The organism is Anaeromonas frigoriresistens (genome assembly GCF_016820655.1).
In the GTDB taxonomy this organism is placed as follows: Bacteria; Bacillota; Clostridia; order Tissierellales; family SIT17; genus Anaeromonas; species Anaeromonas frigoriresistens.
In genome coordinates this window covers 1-20,563 of sequence record NZ_WSFT01000034.1, presented here as the reverse complement: position 1 = coordinate 20,563, position 20,563 = coordinate 1, and the positions used below count along the sequence as shown (strand labels likewise).

The following is a 20,563-nucleotide window of genomic DNA, read 5'->3' as shown; positions in this document are numbered from 1 at the left end:
TCCTCGATTGGCTCTTAAAGAAATCAAAGCAGATGTATATTATAATGATAAAGTTATAGACAGTATAGATGTAATAAAAAATGGTAAAAAAAACGAAAATGAACCTCTCTTACAAGAATGGATATTTAAAGATACTCTTAATATAGAAGATATAAAAGATAAAAATGTGCAAGAAAATATATTATTTAAATTTAAGTTGGTAGATAATCTAGGTAGAGAATACGAATTAGAGAGAAATTTTATTGAGTTTATAGCTCATTAGTAGATAAAACAGAAAGATAGTCCCATCTCTTAGAAATGATTATTAACAGAAGACTTAGCTTATTTTAGATAATGATTAATTTAAAGGTATTGTAATGTGAATCTAGAAGAATATAGTATCAAAATTGTATAAATGTGTTAAATAAAATAATGATAATCTGGGAGGGAAAATTACAGGAAATTTGTTGTAATATTTGGGCCTCATGCTGTGGGGAAAATGACAGTTGGTCAAGAATTGTCAAAAATAACAGAACTTAAGCTTTTTCATAATCATATGACCATAGATTTGATATCTAACTTTTTTAATTTTAGTACAACTCAAGGTAAAAAAATTAGTTAAATTATTTAGACAAGAGATATTTGAAGAAGTTTCAAAGACTTTAATGTTGTCTTGAGTAAAGGTGATTTTTAAAAGTTACTATGAAATTAAGGAGTAATTTAATAGTAAGAACAAAGCTATGGATAAACACTTATCCATAGCTGTTTTTTTAGAATAAAAATTATAGTTTGTTGTAGTATTACCTAGCTATATAAGAAAAAAATCATTATATAATGAATAATATGGAAAATAAGGAAGGTTTTTTATGGTTTAGTAGAGAATAGATTAGTTACATAGAGTTTATAAAAGAAACTATAGTATTGGGAGGAATTCTACGGAATGACTATGTGGAAAGGTCAAGGGAGTGACTATATATACTTTATGCCTATGTCCTTAACAAGAGTTAATGATGCTATGAAGAATGGTATTACTAATGAATTGGATTTAATAAGAAATAAAGAAATATGGCCAGAGTTTAGTGATAAAGATATTAAAGTATGGGCTAATGAAGAAAGAATAGATATATTATCAATTACTAAGGTTCCAGATTTTTTAGCTGAAGTAGACGGAGAAAAACTATTTAGACCTAGTTATATTGTTTCTATCCCAAAAGGATTTGAAAGAAAAACAATAAAAGTGCAAATTAAAGATACTATTTATCGAAATAATGAGAAAATTATTGAAAGAGGTGAAGGATTTTATTTTTTAGATTCTTAGAATATTTGATATTAAGGAGTTGAAAATATGAAGAAAAGGTTATTTTTGCATGTACCCTCCTTTGAGGAACTAGAATATAGACAAAAAATATTAGCTCAGCCAAATACTATGGCTTATAACAGAGGATACAACTTAGAATCTGATAATTATGATAATAAAACTGGATGTATTGACTTTAATAGATAGTAATGATTTTATTGGTGAGGTCTGTTTTCATTATGATAAATATACCCATGCGCATAATATAGGTATAGTCATTGAGCATAAATATAGGTGTAAAGGTTATTCTTCAGAAGGACTAAATATTTTGGTACAAAAGGGATTTTGTAATAAAAAAGTAAATAGAATGAGTAATGAGATACCAATAGAAAGAAAAGTAGCTATTAAAGGACATAGAAATGCAGGATTTGAGATATCAAAAATAACAGATGATAATTGTATCCTTGAAGCTACTAGAGAGTCCATTATGAGTTATAAAAATCATGGATAGCAATTTATTTAATTAATCCAGTATTTATAATCCATAAAAAGGTTGAGTGTATTGTGAGAAGAAAGATTAAAAAAATATCTAAATATATTTCATTATTTTTTTTATTAGTAGGAATAGCAATATGGGCTTGGTATATTCTATTTATTTTAATACTACATAATATACCTTATGGAGAGATTTTATTAACTATCCCTATAGGTATATTAGGAACGATATCAGGCATAATATCTCGGAATAAAAAACTTATTATATTAAACATTATTCAAACCTTAGCATTTCCAATAGCTATTACACTTGCTTCTTATCAAGAAGCAAGAGAAATGCTAAATAAATAATAAGATGAAAAGAGGGAGAATTATGAAAAGAATATTATTGATTATATTATTAATTACTTCAATAGCAATTATAGGCTGCACAGAAGAAGTTAAATCTTCAAACAACGAAAAGAGTATATTAACTGAAGAAAAAACTGCAAAGAATGAGGAACAATTCACAAGAGAAACAGAACACATAAAGTTTTATTATTATGAAAAGAATGCTGCTTATATAGGGGATATGGCAGAAACAATTGAAGGAGAGTATGATCGCATAGTAGAAGATTTACAAGTAAAGAATATCGATCAAAAAATCAATTTTACTATATATCCTACTTTAGAAGAATTTCATAAAGCTATATCAATGCCAGATGCATCGGATTGGATAGTAGGGTTATGTACTGGTCCCTATACTTTGCAGATGGTATCCCCTAATAGTGATGGTTTAGAATTAGAACATGATTATAATAGTTTAATGAATGTAGCAACCCATGAATTTACACATGCATTGACTAAGATTCAATACCCTAAACTTGGACAAAGATGGTTAATCGAGTCTGTAGCATTATATGAAACAAATCAATTTTACGAGCCTAAAAGTTTTTCATATTTAGTGGAAGGAAATTATCCTAGTATAAAAGAATTAAACGCAACAAATGGAAAATCTGCTGAAAAAGTTTATAATGTAGGATATATATTAATTGAATATATAAATGAAAACTGGTCAATGGATGAAGTAAGGGAATTATTGAAGGAAAATGGGGATATAGAGAGAGTATTAGGTGTTACTGAAGGAGAATTTGAAAAAGAATTCTATAAATATCTTGAGGAAGAGTACTTAGAATCAAATTAATTTAAAAAGGTTATTTAATTTATGTAACTGGATAATAAACCTACCAAAAAGGATATAGCACACCCTAAAAATCTTTTTAGGACATTAGAAGAAAAATATCCTCTTAATTCTTAGGAAGGTGATATTAAGAGAGAAAGCTACATCCGAATAAATAATACGAGTATATCATCTAAAAGAGTAGCTTAGATATATATTTTATGATATAACGATGCATATGATGGGGGGGATATTGTGATAGAGACAAGTAAATGTATGCTCACTGAAGTGCAGAATAGCGATTATGAAGAAGTGAGAAAATTGTACTTTGATGAGAAAGTAAGAAAATTTCTTGGTGGGATTGTTAGTAATGAAAGATACAATAGTAGTTTTTATAATATGATCACTTCTGATAAAAACTCTTTTTACTGGGTTGTAAGATTAAAGAATAATAGTGAGTTTATTGGGTTAGTATCTCTTGATAAACATCATGATGGGTTCAGTACAGAGATATCATATCAGTTTATGCCTCAGTACTGGGGATATGGTTATGCAGAAGAAGTTATAAAAAGGATTATTAATTATGCTTTTGATGAATTAAACATTAAGGAACTTGTTGCCGAGACTCAATCTGCAAATAGAGCTTCCTGTAAGCTACTCAAAAAACTTGGAATGAGTTTGAGGCAAACAGTTACAAGATTTGGGGAAAAACAGCATATATTTGGCATAGCCAAAAGTACTTTTTAATTCACTTATAACCACCATTAAACTTTTGTAAATATATGGTATAATAGATTATAAGAATATTTTAGAAATGTTAGGAAGTTTCAAATTAAAAAAGAGAAAACAGACTATATCATTATTAAAGTGAAAGGAGGTTGATCTTTATGAAAATTAAAACCATACCAATATTTTTAATTTTACAAGGGATAAGTATCTTGATTAGTACGCTATCAAATATACTTAATAAAGAGGTTTTCAAGTATATAACTTATGAGCTTCCAACTTCATTTAACTATTTAAGTATCATTATTGGAATAATATTTTTAATTTGTGGCATTGGCGTATCACTTAAATATAAAGAAATGTATAAATTAAGTTTAGTGGTAAGTGTACTGTTCGCTATATATCTATTAGTAAATATTATGATAGTCCTATTTATGGGAGTCCAGATAGGAGCATTACTTGTTAATTTAATACTTTTAATAATTTACCTCTTTATTATTAAAAATCTTAATCAGGACATTCGATCTTTTTCATAATAAAAATTTCCATAACAATTAATATTACAAGGATAGGGTGCATTTCATTTTGCATTTTATTTTTTTTTGTTTTTCTCCTTTGAGTTTGTCATAAATTAAATTTTGTCAATGATATGACAAGTGACTTTAAATTATTTTATAGTATCAAGAATAAAAATCAACATGCCGTAATTTTAAATAAGAAGGGATTTTCTAATTTTATGTAGAAGCTATAGTGTGACAATAGTAGGATAGAATGAAGTAAGAATTATATTTGAATAGGAGGAAAAACCATGAAATGTAAGGTTTTTCAGTTAAACTATTTAAAATGTTATAAATATGTAGTTATCATAGCAGATACAATGAAAAGTGGCTTTTATGTAAACACAAGAAAAGAGATACATGGGAAACTGCTGGTGGGCATATTGAAATCGGTGAAACTCCTTTAGATGATGCTAAAAGAAAACTATTTGAAGAAACAGGTGCAATTTCATCTGATATACAACCTATATTTGATTATTGGTCAGCATATATAATATAATAAAACAAATATTATTAGTATAGTTGGGAAGGAAAGATAAATGAAAAATTGGGAAATTAATTATAATGGAAATAGTATAGTAGTAGAAAATAAAGCATTTAGTGAGCGATTATATGTGAATGGTGAATTGCAGGATGAACAAATTGGATTTGCTAATAGGGTAAGACTGTGGGGAAATTTGGAAACAGGTGAGATGATAAAAGTTTCCATAGGAGGAGTCTTTCGAATGCACTGTAGAATTTTTGTTAATAATAAATTGTTATTATCTGAGTAATATATTTGAAAAGTACTTATCTTAATTTATATTTAGAGAGGAGGGGCTGGTTTCTACCGGCTTAAATAATGAGTCTAATAATTAATATGTTTGCCAATGTGTCTAGAATATTACCTAAAAATATAAGAATAAGCTTAACTCGTAAATTAATCCATAAATTTTTGGATAAATATTCTGAGATCGAAGTTATAAACGAAAAAGTAATCGAAAAAAGAAGAGAAATTCCAACAATATATATAGGAAATCATCTTAGTAATGTGGATGGTATAATTCTAAATAGATTGTTAAAGGACAATGATGTAGCTTTCATGGCCGGAGTAAAATTAAGTAAGAACCTCGTAACCAATTTAGTTCTTGAAACTATAAAAACCATACACATAACCCCAAATTCAGCTGATAAAAAAGCAATAAAAGAAGCAATAAAGTATTTAAAAAACGGAGGGTCAATATTCATTTTTCCAGAAGGTACTAGAAGTAGATCTGGCTCAATGATAAGGGCTAAAAAGGGCTTTATACTATTAGCTAAAATGGCTAAGGTTCAATTTGTTCCTATAGGCCTGGAAGGTACTGAAGAACTATTACCCATAAACAGTGATAGTATGAGTAAGGAAAGTTTTAATCATGCTAAGGTTAAGGTAAAAGTTGGCGAACCCTTTAGTCTTCCTGAAAAGACAGAGGATAATAAAGATGTATGGACAGAACTAGCGACGGAATATTCTATGAAGAAAATCGCAGAGCTTTTAGATCCTAAATATCGCGGTGTATATGACAGTTTATAAATTCAATTTTTCATGTTTCAGAATTTAGATAGTTTATTAAAATGAGAAAGAAAATATGGATATCCTATTTGAAAGATAATAAGAAACAATACTTTAGTCTTTTACAAGAATATAGGAAAGGTCTAGGTAGAATTAAAGAAATTATAGAAAATGCAAAAGAAGAAACAACTGATTGGAAAAAAGTTATTGAAATCTATAATAGAAGATTTTATGTATCATACTGGATAAAAGAGTGGAATATTATTGAAATGTTTCTTTATGCTAGCGTGATCAAATGAGTTGATAAAACCTGATAGAATGTTTTTAAGATTTATCAAGAATTGTACTGATAAAGAAGTTGATTTAGAAGAAGCACAAGTATTGCTTGCTGAAGTAAGTGAAGAATTAAAAGATAAACATAAAGATATGAATGCCAGATTGTTAGATTACCAAATTTGGAAGTACATGACTAATGGCTAAAGCGATTATTTTTTATTGGGGGAATTAACAATGAGAAAGATTATTATTATGCTTATAATAATATCTTCTTTAACACTATCATCTTGTAAAACTGAAGAAGATATTACTACAATAGATTCAATACAAAACTTAGATAATGATGTTAGTGAATTAACGAAAAAGGCTAAGAGGTTTAATAAATACGCAGCTATGCTAGATGGATTTGCAATTGATTATGAAACCTATGAAGAAAACATAAAACCTATAGTTGAAGAAAACTTTTATGAAGATTATGTAAATATTGAGTTTATGTCTGATCTAAAAATAGATAGTACAGAACAAGGCTACTCATATAGTGACTTAAAAGGTTTATCTAAAGAAAGGTTGAATGAGATAAGTAAATTAGTTCAAAAACATACAGTAGAAGATTGGCGTTACTATAATTTAAAATTACACTTTCATTATTCAAAACCATATAAAATTGGAGATTACTCTTATGTTTTTTTTAAGTATAAACAAGAAAGATTAACAGGCGACCCAGATAAACCTGAAAAATCAGGAGATGAGGGTTTATATACTTTTGTATTCAAAAATATAGATGGGAAAATGTTAATAGTAGATGATTCAGAAAGTATTGAAGATATTGATTTTAAAATAGATGAGAAAGATGTTGAGTTTGTTGAAGAATTAGAACTTGAAATAGATTATAAGGATTTTAGTAATAATTTTTTTAAATAAATATTTTAGAATATTAAGGTATTACTCCCTGACTCACAGAGTCAGGGTTTTTCTATCTCTATGTAAACATAGCTTCTGCTATGTCATGTGTAACCATTAGGGCGGTTTTTCCCTCTTTTTTAAGTATTTGACCAATTTCATCGGATATTACTAGTCTTGTTTGATAATCAAGAGCAGAGAAAGGTTCATCTAGTAGTAGAAAATCTGGTTTTGTGGCTAATGTACGGATTAGAGCTGCTCTTTGTCTCATACCTCCTGATAATTGGCTAGGATAATGATCTTTGAACTCATCTAAACCGTACATATCTAAAAGACTCTCTACAAATGATTTAGCATCTTCTGTAACCTTATCTTGTATTTCTAGACCTATTAGAGCATTATTTCGAATAGTTCTCCATTCAAAAAGATTATCTCTTTGAAACATATATCCTATATCTTTAGTAGGATTTTTTACTTCCCTATTATTTAAAATAACCTTCCCATTAGAAGGTTTCAGTAGTCCTGCTATGATAGACAATAGGGTAGATTTACCACATCCGCTAGGTCCTACTAATACTACTATTTCTCCCCTATGAATATCTAATGATATATTCTCAAGAGCCTTAGTTTCTCCGTCTAAAGTATGATAGGTCATACCGAGGTTTTTTATTTCTAAGACTTTGTTATTGTTCATAAGCTTTATCCTCCTTTAGCATTTAACTGGATATATTATTGTATTCTATAGTATTTCTAAGTGTGAATTTTAAAGAATAATATTTATTTAATTAAATAAATATTATTAGCTGACCTAATGGTGTCAGTGAATCTTTTTTATAATGTAAGTATAATACTAATTGAATTTTATTCTAATGTGTTTTAGTTTAAGGTTTGAAAAAAGGGGAGATATGTATAATGGAAAAGCAAGAATTGAAAAAGTTATTAAGAAGTATAAAAGAGAATGAATATGTAGTGCCTAAAGAGGTAAATCCTTACGAATTGTCTTTATTAATGATGGATTATATAGGAGATACAGATATGGAGTTAAGGGATAGGTTGATACTTTCTAACCTATCAACATGGATAATGAATGGGGTTCTATCTCATAATGAGGTTTTTGACATCATGATGATAGCTATAGATGAAAATCATCTTCTAAAAGGGCTAGGTATGGTTAATGACTCAGTATTTTCAAGAACCTTCTCAGTGGAGGTTGTAGGCAGTGCTATTTATAGACATAGAAAGGAGAACTTCTTATCCAAAAGTGATATTGAAAAAGCCTTTGATGCAGTGCTTAAATCTTATAATGAAGATATAGATGTTAGAGGATATATAGAGGATAAAGGTTGGGCTCATGGAGCTGCCCATGGTGCAGATGCCTTAGATGAATTCGCTAGATGTGAAGAGATAGGATATAAGGGATTAAAAAGAATATTAGATGCTATATACAAGAAGGTAAATATAAACAACTATGGATATATTCACTTTGAAGATGAGCGTATGATTACTCCGATAAAAGCAATTGTAGAAAGGGGAATTATTCCTACTGAAAAAATAGAAGAATGGATTAGAAGTTTTAAGAATATAGAGAAGATTGATAAATATCCAGAGGATTTAGTTATCCAGATGAATGTAAATATATTTTTGAAAAGCTTGTATTTTAGGCTAATAGATAAATCAGAATATGAAAATATAACAAATACAACTAAAGAGGTTTTACAGGAAATTAGTTTGTTTAAAAATTATTAATTTGAATAATTTTGCTTCTTAGAAGAAAAATTATTTCTCAGGAAATGTGTATAGATAGTAAACGGTTAGAAAAGGGACTGAAATTATATATAAGTCAACTCATAAAATACAGTATAGATTATTAAAATGTACAGCTAAATAATATTAATAATTAAGATGATTCTATAAACTTTTCAATTGTTAATTAAAAGGTTTATAGACTTAGATATAGTGTCAAATATTCACCTCAATACATAATTTAATATAAACGGAATAAAGAGGTGAAAATATGGATTTAATAAGCTTAGTTTTGATAGCCACTGCAGTAAGTATCGATGGTTTTTGGGGAGGCTTTGCCTTTGGGTTAAGGAAGATTAGAATTAAATTTCTTCCTTTGATAATTATTTCATTTATGTCTGTTATCTTATCAATGGTAACTATGCAAATAGGATATAATTTAAAAGAATTCATACCTTTAGCATCAGCAAAATATATAGGTGCAGGATTACTGATCTTACTGGGATTATTTACATTAAGAGAAAGTAAAAAACAAGAAGATAGTCTTTCAAATGATAGCACAAAAATATCTGATTTTAAACCTAGGGATTTGATAAAAGTAATTCGTAATCCTCTTTTATCAGATATAGATAAGCAAAATGATATAAAAGCCATGGAGGGAATTATCCTGGGGCTTGCCGTTGGTATGGATGCATCTATTGCAGCATTTACAGTGTCTTTAATGGGGGTTAACCCATATACCACTCCTTTTTTATTTGGATTAACTCACTTTGTGCTTATCGGTGTAGGTAATGTTGTGGCAAGGCATAACGAAATAAACCAGCTTGGACAAAAGTTTTCTTATTTGCCAGGGCTTATATTAATGGTTCTTGGAGTTCTAAGGTTAGTCTAGGGTAACTTTTAAATATAAAAACTGATTCAATTAATTTGAGTCAGTTTTTTGTATTTAGTAATAGTTTTCTATACTATGATAGTCTGTTATAATTTAAGTAGTTATAAGAATATTAAAAAAATTATAAAAATGGACTTCGTTATTTAACTTCTATAATTAAAAACAAATGTTTAATGCTAATATATTATTTAAATATAAATTAAAGGGAATAATAACATAAGAATATAAGGAGGAATATTAGTGCATCTAGATTTAAAAAACGGAACACCTAATGGAGAGTTAGGAATTATAGCTTTAGAAAGCTGCCACCAGTTAGGGGACAAGATTAATTATTATTTAAGTAAAAAAAGAAATGATAATTTAAATAGTGATGATTATTTAAGCGAGAATTTTCTTATATCCACTGAAGAGGTAAGGTTTTCTAATGGTGAAGGAAAAGTAGTTATTGATGAAAGTGTAAGGGGAAAAGATATTTTTATAATAGCTGATGTGGGAAACTATAGTAATACATATGAGATGTTTGGCTTTAAGAATCATAAAGGGCCAGATGAACATTTTCAAGATATTAAAAGAGCGGTCTCAGCCTTGGGTGGCAGAGCACGAAGAGTCACTGTTATAATGCCAATGTTATACGAAAGTAGACAACATAGAAGAAAAGGAAGGGAGTCTCTTGATTGTGCACTAGCTTTACAAGAGCTTGAAAGATTGGGTGTACAAAATATCATTACTTTTGATGTTCATGATCCCAATGTTCAAAATGCAATACCATTAATTTCATTTCAAAATTTATATCCTACCTATGAAATTGTTAAGACTTTTATCAAAGAAGAGAAGGATTTATCATTTCATAATTCAAATATGATTGTTATTAGCCCTGATACAGGAGCTATGGATAGATCAATTTATTATTCTAGTGTGTTAGGTCTTGATGTAGGACTTTTTTATAAGAGACGGGATTATTCTAAAGTAATAGCTGGAAAGAATCCAATAGTTGAACATGAATACATTGGTAAAAATATTGAAGGATTAGATATTTTAATCACTGATGATATGATTGCTTCAGGAGAATCCGTATTTGATATTGTTAAGGAGTTAAAGGAAAGAAAAGCTAATAGAGTATATGTAGCTGTAACATTTGCTTTATTTACAGAGGGAATTGAAAAATTTAATGAATTTTATGAAAAAGGGCTTATCGAAAAGGTATATGCAACAAATTTAACCTATATACCTGAAGAGGTAAAGAAATATAGATGGTTTAAAGAGGTTGATATGTCCAAGTTTCTTGCTACTATATTAGATTATATTAATCGAGATGAATCAATTGCACCAGTTATAGATGCTACTGAAAGTATAAAGAAACTTTTAAAATAGGAATAAAAAATGAGAGACTTATAAGTCTCTCATTTTTTATTTACATCTATTCCGTTTCCATTAGTTTTTGTTCCCCAGTTATTTCACTTGTATCATCCATAGTAAATGTTGATTGAACATTTTCATTAGTAAAATATATGTCTCCTTCAATTTTAGCATCTACTAATTCGAAGTTTTGAGCAGCTACATACAGATCACCTTCAAAAGTTCCACTTTGAATTCTGGCATTTGGACTGTTAATCGTTAACTTTGGAGCAGTTAGAGTATACCTGTCAGTTACATTTCTTTCTTCATCTTGAGCATAAAGTGCAATTTTTCTCTGGATAATGTCTTTTCCATCATCATCTTTCTTACCATTTTTATATTCTCCATCAAGAGATATTTCCTTATCAAAAGTGATATCTTTTGTGGTGGCAATAATCCATGAACCATTATCTTCACTTATTGCTTTTTCAAATGCCTCTGCAGTATCTACTATTGATGGTGTAGTCATTACATCTGGCTCTGTTTCTGGTGGTGTAGTTTGATCTGGTTGTTCTTCTTGTTCTTCTGCAGTTTCAGGATCTTCTGTAGTGTCAAGGTCTTCACCACACCCTACAAAAAGTAGCATTAGAAGTGCAAATATTAATAGAACAGATTTAAATTTCATATATTATCCTCCTTGTAATAAAAATTTTTGATTCTAAATATATTATTACCAAAATGGTAAAAATTAATATATAAATTAGTTTTAACTTTATGGGTATACAATAAATGTCTTTGGTTTTTTCTATTTAAGTGATATATTAAATAAGTATATTTAAATATTTATACCTATTATTGAATTATGTTTAAAACTTATAGGAATAATAAGTAACAAAAATACTGAAATTAGAGAGGGATATGATAATATGGCAAAGAATTTTTCACAGTTAGGAATCAATACTGACATTGAAAATATATTAAAGAAGAATCAGATAATTAAACCAACTCCTATACAAACTCGGACCATACCACAACTTTTAGAGGGTAAGGATGTTATAGCACAAGCTCAAACAGGTACAGGGAAGACACTAGCATTTATGTTACCAATATTGGAAATGATAGATGTAAATCAACAGGCAGTTCAAGCCTTAATTGTTGCACCTACTAGAGAGTTAGCAATACAAATCACAAATGAAGCTAAGAAATTAACAAAGGATAGTGAAGTTAAAATATTAGCTGCTTATGGTGGCCAGGATGTACAAAGCCAGGTAAGGAAGTTAAAAGGTAATATACATATAGTTATTGGAACCCCTGGAAGACTTTTAGATCATTTAAGAAGAGAGACAATTAATTTTTGGAAGCTTAAAGCACTTGTATTAGATGAAGCAGATCAAATGCTTCATATGGGATTTTTACCCGATGTAGAAAAAATAATATCTCACACATCTAAGCATAGACAGACAATGTTTTTCTCTGCTACAATGCCTAAACAAATACGATCACTAGCTACTAAATATATGAGAAAACCTGTTCAAATTCAAGTAGAAAGTAAGAATGTTACATTAGATGAGATAAAACAGGAAGTAATAGAAACAACAGATAGAGGTAAACAGGATGCACTTATAAATGCTATTAAAGAATACAATCCATTTATGGCAATTGTTTTCTGTAGGACAAAAAGGCGTGTTAAGAAACTCAATGAGATTCTACAAATGGCAGGGTTTAAATCAGATGAAATACATGGAGACCTAAGCCAAGCAAAAAGAGAAAAAGTTATGAAAGTCTTTAGGAAGGCTGAACTGCAAGTTCTCGTAGCTACAGATGTGGCTGCCCGTGGACTAGATATAGAGGGTATAACACATATATTTAATTATGATGTGCCTCAGGATTCAGAGAGTTATATACATCGAATAGGTCGTACAGGAAGAGCAGGAGAGAAAGGGTTAGCTATTACCTTTATTTCACCTAAAGATAGAATCGCATTAAATGATATTGAAAAGAAAATAAAAACTAAGATAGATAGAAAAAAAAGTGAAGAAGAAAAGAACAAAGACAGAAATAATAAATCAAAGGATAGTAAGGATCAAAGAGGAAGAAGAAAAGATAAAACAAATAAAGATGATAAACACTTCAATAAAAACAAGAGCTCTAAAGGTAAATATAGAGGAGATAAAGGCAAGGCTAAAAATAAAGGCAAATCTAGAAAAGGGTTTAGAAAATAAACTTGACCAGATTGCTATACTAAGTACAAAAAAGACTTTTACTATTTTAGTAGAGGTCTTTTTGTGTACTTTAGAGTATAATATTTTATATAAATATGTTTAAAAACTATCTTGTAATTATTTATTAAATATTAAAATAGAAGAATAATAAATATGAAAAAGAAGGGAAATTCATAATATTAATAGAATTCATAATATGATGAATTAATAATTAAGAAGGGACAAAAAATAATATGAGAATAGATAGATTACTTTCTATACTTCTTATTCTTTCAAGTAAGGGTATAGTCACAGCAAAGGAGCTTGCTGAACACTTTGAAGTATCAGTCAGAACTATCTATAGAGATATAGATAAAATATGTGAAGCAGGAGTCCCTGTGGCTGCAAATGGAGGTAAAGGTGGGGGATTCTATATAATAGAAAATTATAGCTTAGATAATCTGTTTTTTGATGAAGGGGAACTACACACTCTAATGGCAATGATGAAGGGCATGAGTATTGTATTTGGTAAAAATCAACAATTTAATGATATAGTGCTTAAATTTCAGAATGCAGACAAAAATAATAATAATAAAGAAGATAGTTTAAATATTAATATGTCTCATTTTAGTATGGAAGAGGAATTAAAAGAATATCTTTATATTATTAATCAAGCTATAGAGAAAACTAAGATTTTGGTATTTTATTATATAAACAGAAATATGGAGTATAGTGAGAGAATAGTAGAGCCTATAAGAATAGAGTTTTCCCATGGACAATGGTATTTAGCAGGATATTGTAGAGTAAGAGAGGACTATAGAAGATTTAAACTAGTTAGGATTAAAGATTTGAAATTAGGAGAGATCTTTACTAAAAGAATAATATCTTCAGAAGAGTTAGACGAAATATTTAATAAAAGTTATGATAAAAAGAATATAAAAGTAAAATTAAAATTTAGTAATAGAATCGGTAATCAGTTAACAGAGTACTTTTTTAAGGATACAATAAAGGAGAGACAAGATGGAGCTTTTATTGTAGATGACCTATTTCCCTATGAAGAAGGATTAATTAGGTTTATTTTAGAATTTGGAAAGGAATGTGAGGTTTTAGAGCCAGAGTACTTAAGGAATGAGACAAAAAAATATTTAGAAAATATATTAGAAAAGTATAATGGCTGACATAATGGTGTCAGCCATTATTTGCTATAATGAACTTACATGATTATGAATAGTGAGATTAGGGGGGACTTCTTTGAATATATGCATACTCTATTATGACGGATTTTGTGAATTTGAAGTGGTAATAAGCGCAATACAATTTAAAGATAATTACTTTACAGTAGCATTAGAAGATAAAGTATATATAAGCGAAGAAAAACAGAAATTTTTACCAGATAGAATAATTGATCAACTAAATCCTGAGGAGGTTGATCTATTAATTATTCCAGGGGGGAATCCATCATACTTATATGAAAATTTAAAACTTAAGGAGTTTATTAAACAGATTGATAAAAAGAATAAGTACATTGCTGGTATATGTGCAGGAACATATCTTATGGCTAGCTATGGATTACTTAAGAACAAGAGGTGTACTGGAGGCTCTTCTGGTGTTGATATTACAAGAGAAGATATGAGTATATTTAATGATTCTATTGTGGTACAAGAAGATGTAGTTATGGATGGAAATATGATAACTGCAACAGGGCAATCCTTTGTAGAGTTTGCTTTTGAGTTAGGAAAATTAATGAATGTGTATGAAAATGATGAAGAAGCAATTGTAGATTATAATTGGTTTAAAAATATTAAGTAAAAGATAAATGGGGGATATATTAGTATGTATAAAAATTTTAAGGATTTAGAGAGAGCGGTTGATGTTTTGCATGAAGAAGGTAAACTAGAGGATGCATTAAATCTTCTAGAAAAAGGATTAGAGGATTTGCCTAAAGAAGAGTATGAAGATAAGTATTTCAGTATTATGTGGAATAAAAATGTTTTATATACTATGAGTGAAAAACATGATGAAAGTTATAAATCTGTAGAAGAAGTTATAAATAAAGGATATGCTTTTCCTTTACAGTTTGATAGGTTTAAACCCTTACAAGAAAGAGATGGTTATGAAGAATTATTAAAGAAAAATAATAAACTCATGGAAGAGTTAAAAGAAAAATCTAAGGTGAAATATGAAGTTCATTTACCGGAAAACTATGATCCTAAGAAGAAGTATCCTTTATTCATAGGGCTACATGGGGATGGTATATGTAATATAGAAGAATTTAGCCAGTATTGGAAACCAGATATATTTTTAACTAATGGTTTTATATTTGCATATCTTCAATCTTCTCAGGTTATTTGTCACAATGGATATGGATGGCTTAATGATACAAAATTAGCAAGACAAGAAATTAAGGAATGTTATGAAGTGATATCTAAGAAGTACTCCGTTGATCAAGATAATACTATAATTGGAGGATTTTCTGGAGGAGCACAAACTACTCTTGAAATAGTAATGGATAATACAATACCAATTAAAGGATTTATTGGTTTATGCGCAGAAGAAAAGACAGAGTCCTTTACTAAAGAAAATGTTAAGTTAGCTGCTGAAAGAGGTGTAAAAGGAGTTTTATTAGAAGGTGAGTTAGTATTACCCATGGAAAGTGAAGAAGAAATGATGAAAGAATTTGATGAGTTCGGCATTCAATATGAGTACTATGTAAACAAAGGCGTAGGACATAATCCTCCTGAGGATTTCGATGAAAAATTAATTAAGGCTCTAAACTTTATAATGAATTAAATATAATAAAGATTTGATACCCCATCTTGATGAAAATATTATGAAGGGGTATTTTTATTATACTTATATAATATAGAATAAAAGAGTATATTATTTAGATTATTGGTTCTTTAGGCAGGGAATTTCTAAGGGTATAAAGAATAATAAATATAGTACAAAAAAGAAATGAACAAAGAGGGTAAAAATGGAAATTATATTTGAGATTATTTTTGAAGTTATTATAGAGGGGATATTTGCTGGTATTTATTATGTTTTTAATAAATTTTTAAAGGATAGAGTATCAGAAGGTACAGCTAAAGTTATTTCAGGGATTTTAACAGGGCTTTTGATAGTTGGAGCTTTCATTATAATAATTATGATACTTAAAAAAGTGAAATGATATAAAGTGTTATTTTAACAAACAACATTTTTAGGGGGAGATAATATGTTAGTAAAAGATTTTGAGAATTTTATAATTAATACTTTTACAAAGGAAAAGTTAGATATTGTAAAGGGAGAAGGGGAATATGGGTTTACTAACAAAGGGAAGGAAGAAATTTCAAAGGTAGGTTATTGTACTAATTTAACTATTGAGTCAGCAAATGAAGCAGTAAGGAATAATGTGGATTTACTTATAACTCATCATGATGCATGGGAATGGATGATAGGAATGAAGGAAGAAATATTAGAAATTTTAAAGGAAAGTGATATTACTCATTTTTTTATACATTCCCCATTAGATGATGCTGAATTTGGTACTAATACTTCTATTTTAAGAAAATTAGGATTTAAAGTGATAGATAAATTTGCCCTAGAAGATGAAATGTATTGTGGAAGAATCGGAGAAATAGATGAACCTATGGAGTTTAACCAGCTTGTAAACAACATAGAAAATTTACTGGAAGAGCCAGTTAAAAGCTGGAATAATAATAATAGACCAATAAAGAAAATAGGAGTAGTAACTGGAGCTGGATTTTCCGCTACAGATATGAAGGAAGCTATCGATTTAGGATGTGATGTATATTTCACCGGTGAGAAAATACTCTATACTGTACAATATGCTGAGTATAGAAAAATAAATCTTATAGTGGGTAGTCATACTTTTACTGAGATATTTGGAGTAGAAACCCTGGCTAAAATTATCAAAGACAAATATTCTGAGGTAGAAATACTAAAAATATCGGAAGGGCATATTGAGTAGTAGGGGGGAAGATATGAGTTATATATTTAAGCCTATGAGAATTCAAGAAGCTGAAGAAATAGTTAATTGGCATTATGCAGGGGATTATTCATTTTATGATATGAAAAGTGATAAAGAAGATTTAGATGAGTTTTTAGAACCTTCTAATTGGGAGGATACATATTTTACAGTATATAAAGATAAGGAACTGATTGGATTTTTTAGTTTTAATAGAATGGTGGATGAAACTGTAGAGATTGGTCTAGGTATAAAGCCTTCTTTAACGGGAAAGGGATTAGGATATGAGTTTATAATATCTGGGTTAGAATTTGCTAAGAATAGATATAACACTGATAAATTTAGCTTAGCTGTGGCTACTTTTAATCAAAGAGCAATTAAAGCTTATAAAAAAATAGGATTTGAACCTAATGGAACCTTTATACAAAAGACAAATGGGGGCGAATATGAGTTTTTGAGAATGAAAAGAGAGTCTTAAATAATAAATAAATAGTTTTATATATTACCTGTTATAAAACTCTACTTTTATAGTATATATATAATATAAACATAGGATAAATTATCTAATATACTATATTTATTATTTGTGATAATATTTTATATAGAAAAGAATTAGTTAATTATATTGATGTGATGAGCAAATGGAGGGATATGATTTTGAATAAAATAAGAGTTGGAGTTATTTTTGGTGGTAAATCAGCTGAACATGAGGTTTCTTTACAGTCAGCCAAAAATATAATTGAAGCGATAGATAAAGATAAATATGAAGTTGTATTAATAGGAATGGATAAAGAAGGTAAATGGTATTTAAATGAAGACTCCCAGTTTTTATTAAATATGAATAATCCTAAATTAATTCAATTGAATAAATCAGATAAGCCTGTTGCCCTAATACCAGGGGAGCAATCTAATCAGTTAATAAACATGAATGGATATGAATCATTAGGTCAAATAGATGTGGTATTTCCAGTCCTTCATGGACCTTATGGAGAGGATGGTACTATTCAAGGTCTATTAAAACTAGCTAATATACCCTATGTAGGGGCTGATGTATTAGGATCAGCAGTAGGTATGGATAAAGATGTTATGAAAAGACTACTTAGAGATGCAAGAGTGCCTATTGCTAAATTCTTAGCCTATGAAGCTGGAGAAGATTATGCTAAGTTTAATCAGGTAAAAGAAGAACTAGGGATACCTGTTTTTGTTAAACCAGCTAATCTGGGTTCTTCCGTAGGAATTAGCAAAGTTAGAACTGAAGAAGAATTTGAGAAAGCAATGAAATTAGCTTTTGAATTTGATAATAAGGTTATTATAGAAGAAAATATCATAGGAAGAGAGATAGAGTGTTCAGTCCTGGGAAATAAAAATCCAATTGCTTCTGTTCCAGGAGAAGTATTACCAAGTAGTGATTTTTATTCCTATGAATCAAAGTATATAGATGAAAAAGGAGCTATGCTTCAAATGCCAGCAGACCTTTCTAATGAACAAGTAAAAATAGTTCAAGAATGCTCTATAAAGACATATAAAGCATTATGCTGTAAAGGGATGGCTAGAGTAGATGTATTTCTTAAAGAAAATGGAGAGATAATTGTAAATGAGATAAACACTATCCCGGGATTCACTAGAATAAGTATGTATCCTAAACTATGGGAATTAAGTGGAATACCTTATAAAGATTTAATTGATAGACTCATCCAATTAGCTATTGAGAGACATGAAAATGATAAAAAATTAAAAACTTCATTATAATTAAAAAATCTGTTAAGTGTTAACTTAACAGATTTTTTGATATCTCTTCCAATTTCATTCCTCTAGATCCTTTTAAGAGAATGATAGAATTGTTTTGTAATACTTCCTTCAGCTTATTAATTAAGGCTGATTTATCTTCAAAGGCAAATACTCTTTCATGACTAATACCTTTTTTAGCTTCTTCTGCCGCATACTTAGCTAATTTACCAAAAGTAAATAAGTAATCCACCTTCTCAAAATCAATTTCCTCTCCTATTTCTCTATGCATGTTGATTTCTTCCTCACCTAATTCTAGCATGTCTCCAAATACTACTATTCTTTGATCATAAGTATCTAAAGAATTTAATGTTTTTAATGCAGCTTTAGTACTATCAGGGTTAGAGTTATAGGAGTCATTTAATATGTCAAATCCATCACCTTTAAGTAACTCACTTCTCATTCCAGTAAGCTCTAAATTCTCTAGACCTTTTTTAATTAAATCAAAGGATAAACCAAAATGTCTTGCTATTGCTATAGCAGCAGATGCATTAAATATTTGGTGATTTCCTAGCATAGGCAAGAAAAACTCAGGAGAATTTATATTTTTAATCTTAAATCTTAATCCATCAATGTCTGCAGATAGTTTTTCAACTATATAATCATTAGATTGATTTTCTCCAAAGGTATGTTTTTCTTGAGGAATATCTAAAGCCTTTACAGCACTCCTTAAAGATTCATCATCACCATGATATACAAATAGACCATCCTGCTTAAGTCCTTTAACTATTTCTAGCTTAGCTTTTATAATATTATCTCTAGTCTTTAATTGTTCTAAATGAGCAGTACCTATATTAGTTATTATTGCAGCATCAGGAGAAGCCATTTTAGTCAAAATTTCAATTTCTCCTAAACCAGACATGCCCATCTCTACTACCGCCATTTCAATATCTTCATCAATTGATAGTAGGGTTAAAGGTACTCCTAACTCATTATTTAAGTTTCCTTGAGTTTTATAGGTTTTGTATTTAGTATTAAAAATGCTTGATAAAATATCTTTAGTGGAAGTTTTACCATTTGAACCAGTGATGCCTACAATTTTTATAGACAATTGATTTCTATATTCTTTAGATAGGGTTTGAATTGCTTTTAAAGTATCATTTACTATGATGAATGGAAAATCAATATCTGGTACAGGATGAGATTCACCCCATAGGGATGCCACAGCTCCATTTTCTATGGCTTTTTCAATAAACTTATGACCATCAAAATTTTCTCCTATGATGGGTACAAATAATTGACCTTTTTTTATACTTCTTGTATCAGTTGAAACGCCCTCTATATATATATCATTATTTTTTTCCTTTAGACCTTTACCTTTAACCATACTTTGAATATCTTTTAGTTTGCGTTTTATCATTACATTACCTCCTGAAGATTATATACTCTTATTTGTATATTACTATGTATTATTGTAATCTAAAACTTCTTTTATTAAAAGAGGATAAAAGAAATAATTAAAAATAGAAAAATGTATTTTATTTCAATTAGAGAAGTATTTATTAATAGGGGATAAGAGTAGGATATATGAAAGATCTAAATGTTTATTTAGGTATTGAGTAGATAGGGAAATGCTAAGTATATAAAAGAAAGTCCTGGATTAATCCAGGACTTTCTCCATATAATCTTCTATTTCTTGTGCTGCACTCATGTTTATAACTTTGTCAGCTATTTTTTTTGTGTCTTCATATTTTAATGTACGAATTAGTTTTCTTGCTGG

The 20,563-nt window shown here is 28.9% G+C and carries 29 protein-coding genes; 26 read left to right on the top strand and 3 right to left on the bottom strand.

The window, feature by feature from the left end; all coding sequences use genetic code 11:
• The 15 genes from GOQ27_RS08465 to GOQ27_RS08400 form a co-directional block, all read left to right on the top strand.
• Nucleotides 1-262: hypothetical protein (locus GOQ27_RS08465; RefSeq protein ID WP_203366419.1), on the top strand; the 262-nt coding region annotated here is incomplete at its 5' end.
• Between the two features lie 207 nt (nt 263-469).
• The gene (locus GOQ27_RS17320; RefSeq protein WP_286673019.1) at nt 470-601 is read left to right on the top strand and encodes a hypothetical protein; all 132 of its coding nucleotides are present in this window, start codon (nt 470-472) and stop codon (nt 599-601) included.
• Between the two features lie 318 nt (nt 602-919).
• Nucleotides 920-1,297 (top strand): hypothetical protein, encoded by a 378-nt coding sequence (locus GOQ27_RS08460; protein WP_203366418.1) that lies wholly within the window; start codon nt 920-922, stop codon nt 1,295-1,297.
• A 27-nt stretch (nt 1,298-1,324) separates the two neighbouring features.
• On the top strand, nt 1,325-1,483 hold the full coding sequence (locus GOQ27_RS08455; RefSeq protein ID WP_203366417.1) for a hypothetical protein: 159 nt from the start codon (nt 1,325-1,327) through the stop codon (nt 1,481-1,483).
• Nucleotides 1,446-1,787 carry a GNAT family N-acetyltransferase gene (locus GOQ27_RS08450; RefSeq protein WP_203366416.1) on the top strand — a complete coding sequence of 114 codons (342 nt, stop codon included), beginning with the start codon at nt 1,446-1,448 and terminating at the stop codon, nt 1,785-1,787. Before GOQ27_RS08455 ends, GOQ27_RS08450 begins: the two co-directional genes overlap by 38 nt.
• Nucleotides 1,788-1,840: 53 nt before the next feature.
• Nucleotides 1,841-2,122, top strand: a complete 282-nt coding sequence (locus GOQ27_RS08445) for a hypothetical protein (protein ID WP_203366415.1) — start codon at nt 1,841-1,843, stop codon at nt 2,120-2,122.
• Nucleotides 2,123-2,144: 22 nt separating this feature from the next.
• A complete protein-coding gene (locus tag GOQ27_RS08440) occupies nt 2,145-2,954 on the top strand; it encodes a hypothetical protein (RefSeq protein WP_203366414.1) in 810 nt (269 codons plus the stop codon).
• 231 nt (nt 2,955-3,185) lie between these two features.
• Entirely contained in the window at nt 3,186-3,677 is a 492-nt protein-coding gene (locus GOQ27_RS08435; protein ID WP_203366413.1) for a GNAT family N-acetyltransferase, read from the top strand.
• 140 nt (nt 3,678-3,817) lie between these two features.
• The gene (locus GOQ27_RS08430; protein ID WP_203366412.1) at nt 3,818-4,192 is read left to right on the top strand and encodes a hypothetical protein; all 375 of its coding nucleotides are present in this window, start codon (nt 3,818-3,820) and stop codon (nt 4,190-4,192) included.
• Nucleotides 4,193-4,508: 316 nt separating this feature from the next.
• Complete coding sequence (locus GOQ27_RS17470; RefSeq protein WP_350445893.1) at nt 4,509-4,712, top strand: NUDIX domain-containing protein; 204 nt, start codon at nt 4,509-4,511, stop codon at nt 4,710-4,712.
• A gap of 40 nt (nt 4,713-4,752) precedes the next feature.
• A complete protein-coding gene (locus tag GOQ27_RS08420; protein WP_203366411.1) occupies nt 4,753-4,986 on the top strand; it encodes a hypothetical protein in 234 nt (77 codons plus the stop codon).
• Between the two features lie 68 nt (nt 4,987-5,054).
• Nucleotides 5,055-5,765 (top strand): lysophospholipid acyltransferase family protein, encoded by a 711-nt coding sequence (locus GOQ27_RS08415; protein WP_252187783.1) that lies wholly within the window; start codon nt 5,055-5,057, stop codon nt 5,763-5,765.
• A gap of 41 nt (nt 5,766-5,806) precedes the next feature.
• Nucleotides 5,807-6,043, top strand: a complete 237-nt coding sequence (locus GOQ27_RS08410; protein ID WP_203366410.1) for a hypothetical protein — start codon at nt 5,807-5,809, stop codon at nt 6,041-6,043.
• A gap of 19 nt (nt 6,044-6,062) precedes the next feature.
• Nucleotides 6,063-6,224 (top strand): hypothetical protein, encoded by a 162-nt coding sequence (locus GOQ27_RS08405; protein ID WP_203366409.1) that lies wholly within the window; start codon nt 6,063-6,065, stop codon nt 6,222-6,224.
• 30 nt (nt 6,225-6,254) lie between these two features.
• Entirely contained in the window at nt 6,255-6,941 is a 687-nt protein-coding gene (locus tag GOQ27_RS08400; protein WP_203366408.1) for a hypothetical protein, read from the top strand.
• Between the two features lie 58 nt (nt 6,942-6,999).
• On the opposite strand, the gene GOQ27_RS08395 is transcribed toward GOQ27_RS08400, so the two are convergent.
• Complete coding sequence (locus tag GOQ27_RS08395; RefSeq protein ID WP_203366407.1) at nt 7,000-7,614, bottom strand: ABC transporter ATP-binding protein; 615 nt, start codon at nt 7,612-7,614, stop codon at nt 7,000-7,002.
• Between the two features lie 218 nt (nt 7,615-7,832).
• Between GOQ27_RS08395 and GOQ27_RS08390 the strand changes: the two genes are divergently transcribed.
• The 3 genes from GOQ27_RS08390 (at nt 7,833) to GOQ27_RS08380 (ending at nt 10,926) form a co-directional block, all read left to right on the top strand.
• Nucleotides 7,833-8,666: a DUF2785 domain-containing protein gene (locus GOQ27_RS08390; protein ID WP_203366406.1), complete on the top strand. Its 834-nt coding sequence runs from the start codon at nt 7,833-7,835 to the stop codon at nt 8,664-8,666.
• A gap of 268 nt (nt 8,667-8,934) precedes the next feature.
• Complete coding sequence (locus tag GOQ27_RS08385) at nt 8,935-9,555, top strand: manganese efflux pump (RefSeq protein ID WP_203366405.1); 621 nt, start codon at nt 8,935-8,937, stop codon at nt 9,553-9,555.
• Between the two features lie 240 nt (nt 9,556-9,795).
• The gene (locus tag GOQ27_RS08380) at nt 9,796-10,926 is read left to right on the top strand and encodes a ribose-phosphate pyrophosphokinase (protein WP_203366404.1); all 1,131 of its coding nucleotides are present in this window, start codon (nt 9,796-9,798) and stop codon (nt 10,924-10,926) included.
• Nucleotides 10,927-10,972: 46 nt separating this feature from the next.
• Here the strand turns inward: GOQ27_RS08380 and GOQ27_RS08375 are convergent, their stop codons facing one another.
• Nucleotides 10,973-11,575 carry a hypothetical protein gene (locus GOQ27_RS08375; protein WP_203366403.1) on the bottom strand — a complete coding sequence of 201 codons (603 nt, stop codon included), beginning with the start codon at nt 11,573-11,575 and terminating at the stop codon, nt 10,973-10,975.
• Between the two features lie 241 nt (nt 11,576-11,816).
• Here GOQ27_RS08375 and GOQ27_RS08370 point away from each other — a divergent pair, with 241 nt between their 5' ends.
• The 8 genes from GOQ27_RS08370 to ddlA all read left to right on the top strand — a co-directional run bounded on the left by GOQ27_RS08370 (nt 11,817) and on the right by ddlA (nt 18,807).
• The gene (locus GOQ27_RS08370) at nt 11,817-13,112 is read left to right on the top strand and encodes a DEAD/DEAH box helicase (protein ID WP_203366402.1); all 1,296 of its coding nucleotides are present in this window, start codon (nt 11,817-11,819) and stop codon (nt 13,110-13,112) included.
• A 233-nt stretch (nt 13,113-13,345) separates the two neighbouring features.
• On the top strand, nt 13,346-14,269 hold the full coding sequence (locus GOQ27_RS08365; RefSeq protein ID WP_203366401.1) for a helix-turn-helix transcriptional regulator: 924 nt from the start codon (nt 13,346-13,348) through the stop codon (nt 14,267-14,269).
• Nucleotides 14,270-14,342: 73 nt separating this feature from the next.
• Nucleotides 14,343-14,900, top strand: a complete 558-nt coding sequence (locus GOQ27_RS08360) for a DJ-1/PfpI family protein (RefSeq protein WP_203366400.1) — start codon at nt 14,343-14,345, stop codon at nt 14,898-14,900.
• 24 nt (nt 14,901-14,924) lie between these two features.
• On the top strand, nt 14,925-15,881 hold the full coding sequence (locus tag GOQ27_RS08355; RefSeq protein ID WP_203366399.1) for an alpha/beta hydrolase: 957 nt from the start codon (nt 14,925-14,927) through the stop codon (nt 15,879-15,881).
• A gap of 184 nt (nt 15,882-16,065) precedes the next feature.
• Nucleotides 16,066-16,260: a hypothetical protein gene (locus GOQ27_RS08350; RefSeq protein WP_203366398.1), complete on the top strand. Its 195-nt coding sequence runs from the start codon at nt 16,066-16,068 to the stop codon at nt 16,258-16,260.
• A 45-nt stretch (nt 16,261-16,305) separates the two neighbouring features.
• Nucleotides 16,306-17,061 (top strand): Nif3-like dinuclear metal center hexameric protein, encoded by a 756-nt coding sequence (locus GOQ27_RS08345; protein WP_203366397.1) that lies wholly within the window; start codon nt 16,306-16,308, stop codon nt 17,059-17,061.
• A gap of 13 nt (nt 17,062-17,074) precedes the next feature.
• Complete coding sequence (locus tag GOQ27_RS08340; RefSeq protein ID WP_203366396.1) at nt 17,075-17,536, top strand: GNAT family N-acetyltransferase; 462 nt, start codon at nt 17,075-17,077, stop codon at nt 17,534-17,536.
• Between the two features lie 179 nt (nt 17,537-17,715).
• A complete protein-coding gene (gene ddlA, locus GOQ27_RS08335; protein WP_203366395.1) occupies nt 17,716-18,807 on the top strand; it encodes a D-alanine--D-alanine ligase in 1,092 nt (363 codons plus the stop codon).
• 19 nt (nt 18,808-18,826) lie between these two features.
• Here ddlA and GOQ27_RS08330 read toward each other — a convergent pair whose 3' ends face one another.
• Nucleotides 18,827-20,203, bottom strand: coding sequence for a UDP-N-acetylmuramoyl-tripeptide--D-alanyl-D-alanine ligase (locus GOQ27_RS08330; protein ID WP_203366394.1), 1,377 nt, complete (start codon nt 20,201-20,203; stop codon nt 18,827-18,829).
• Nucleotides 20,204-20,563: the final 360 nt, after the last annotated feature.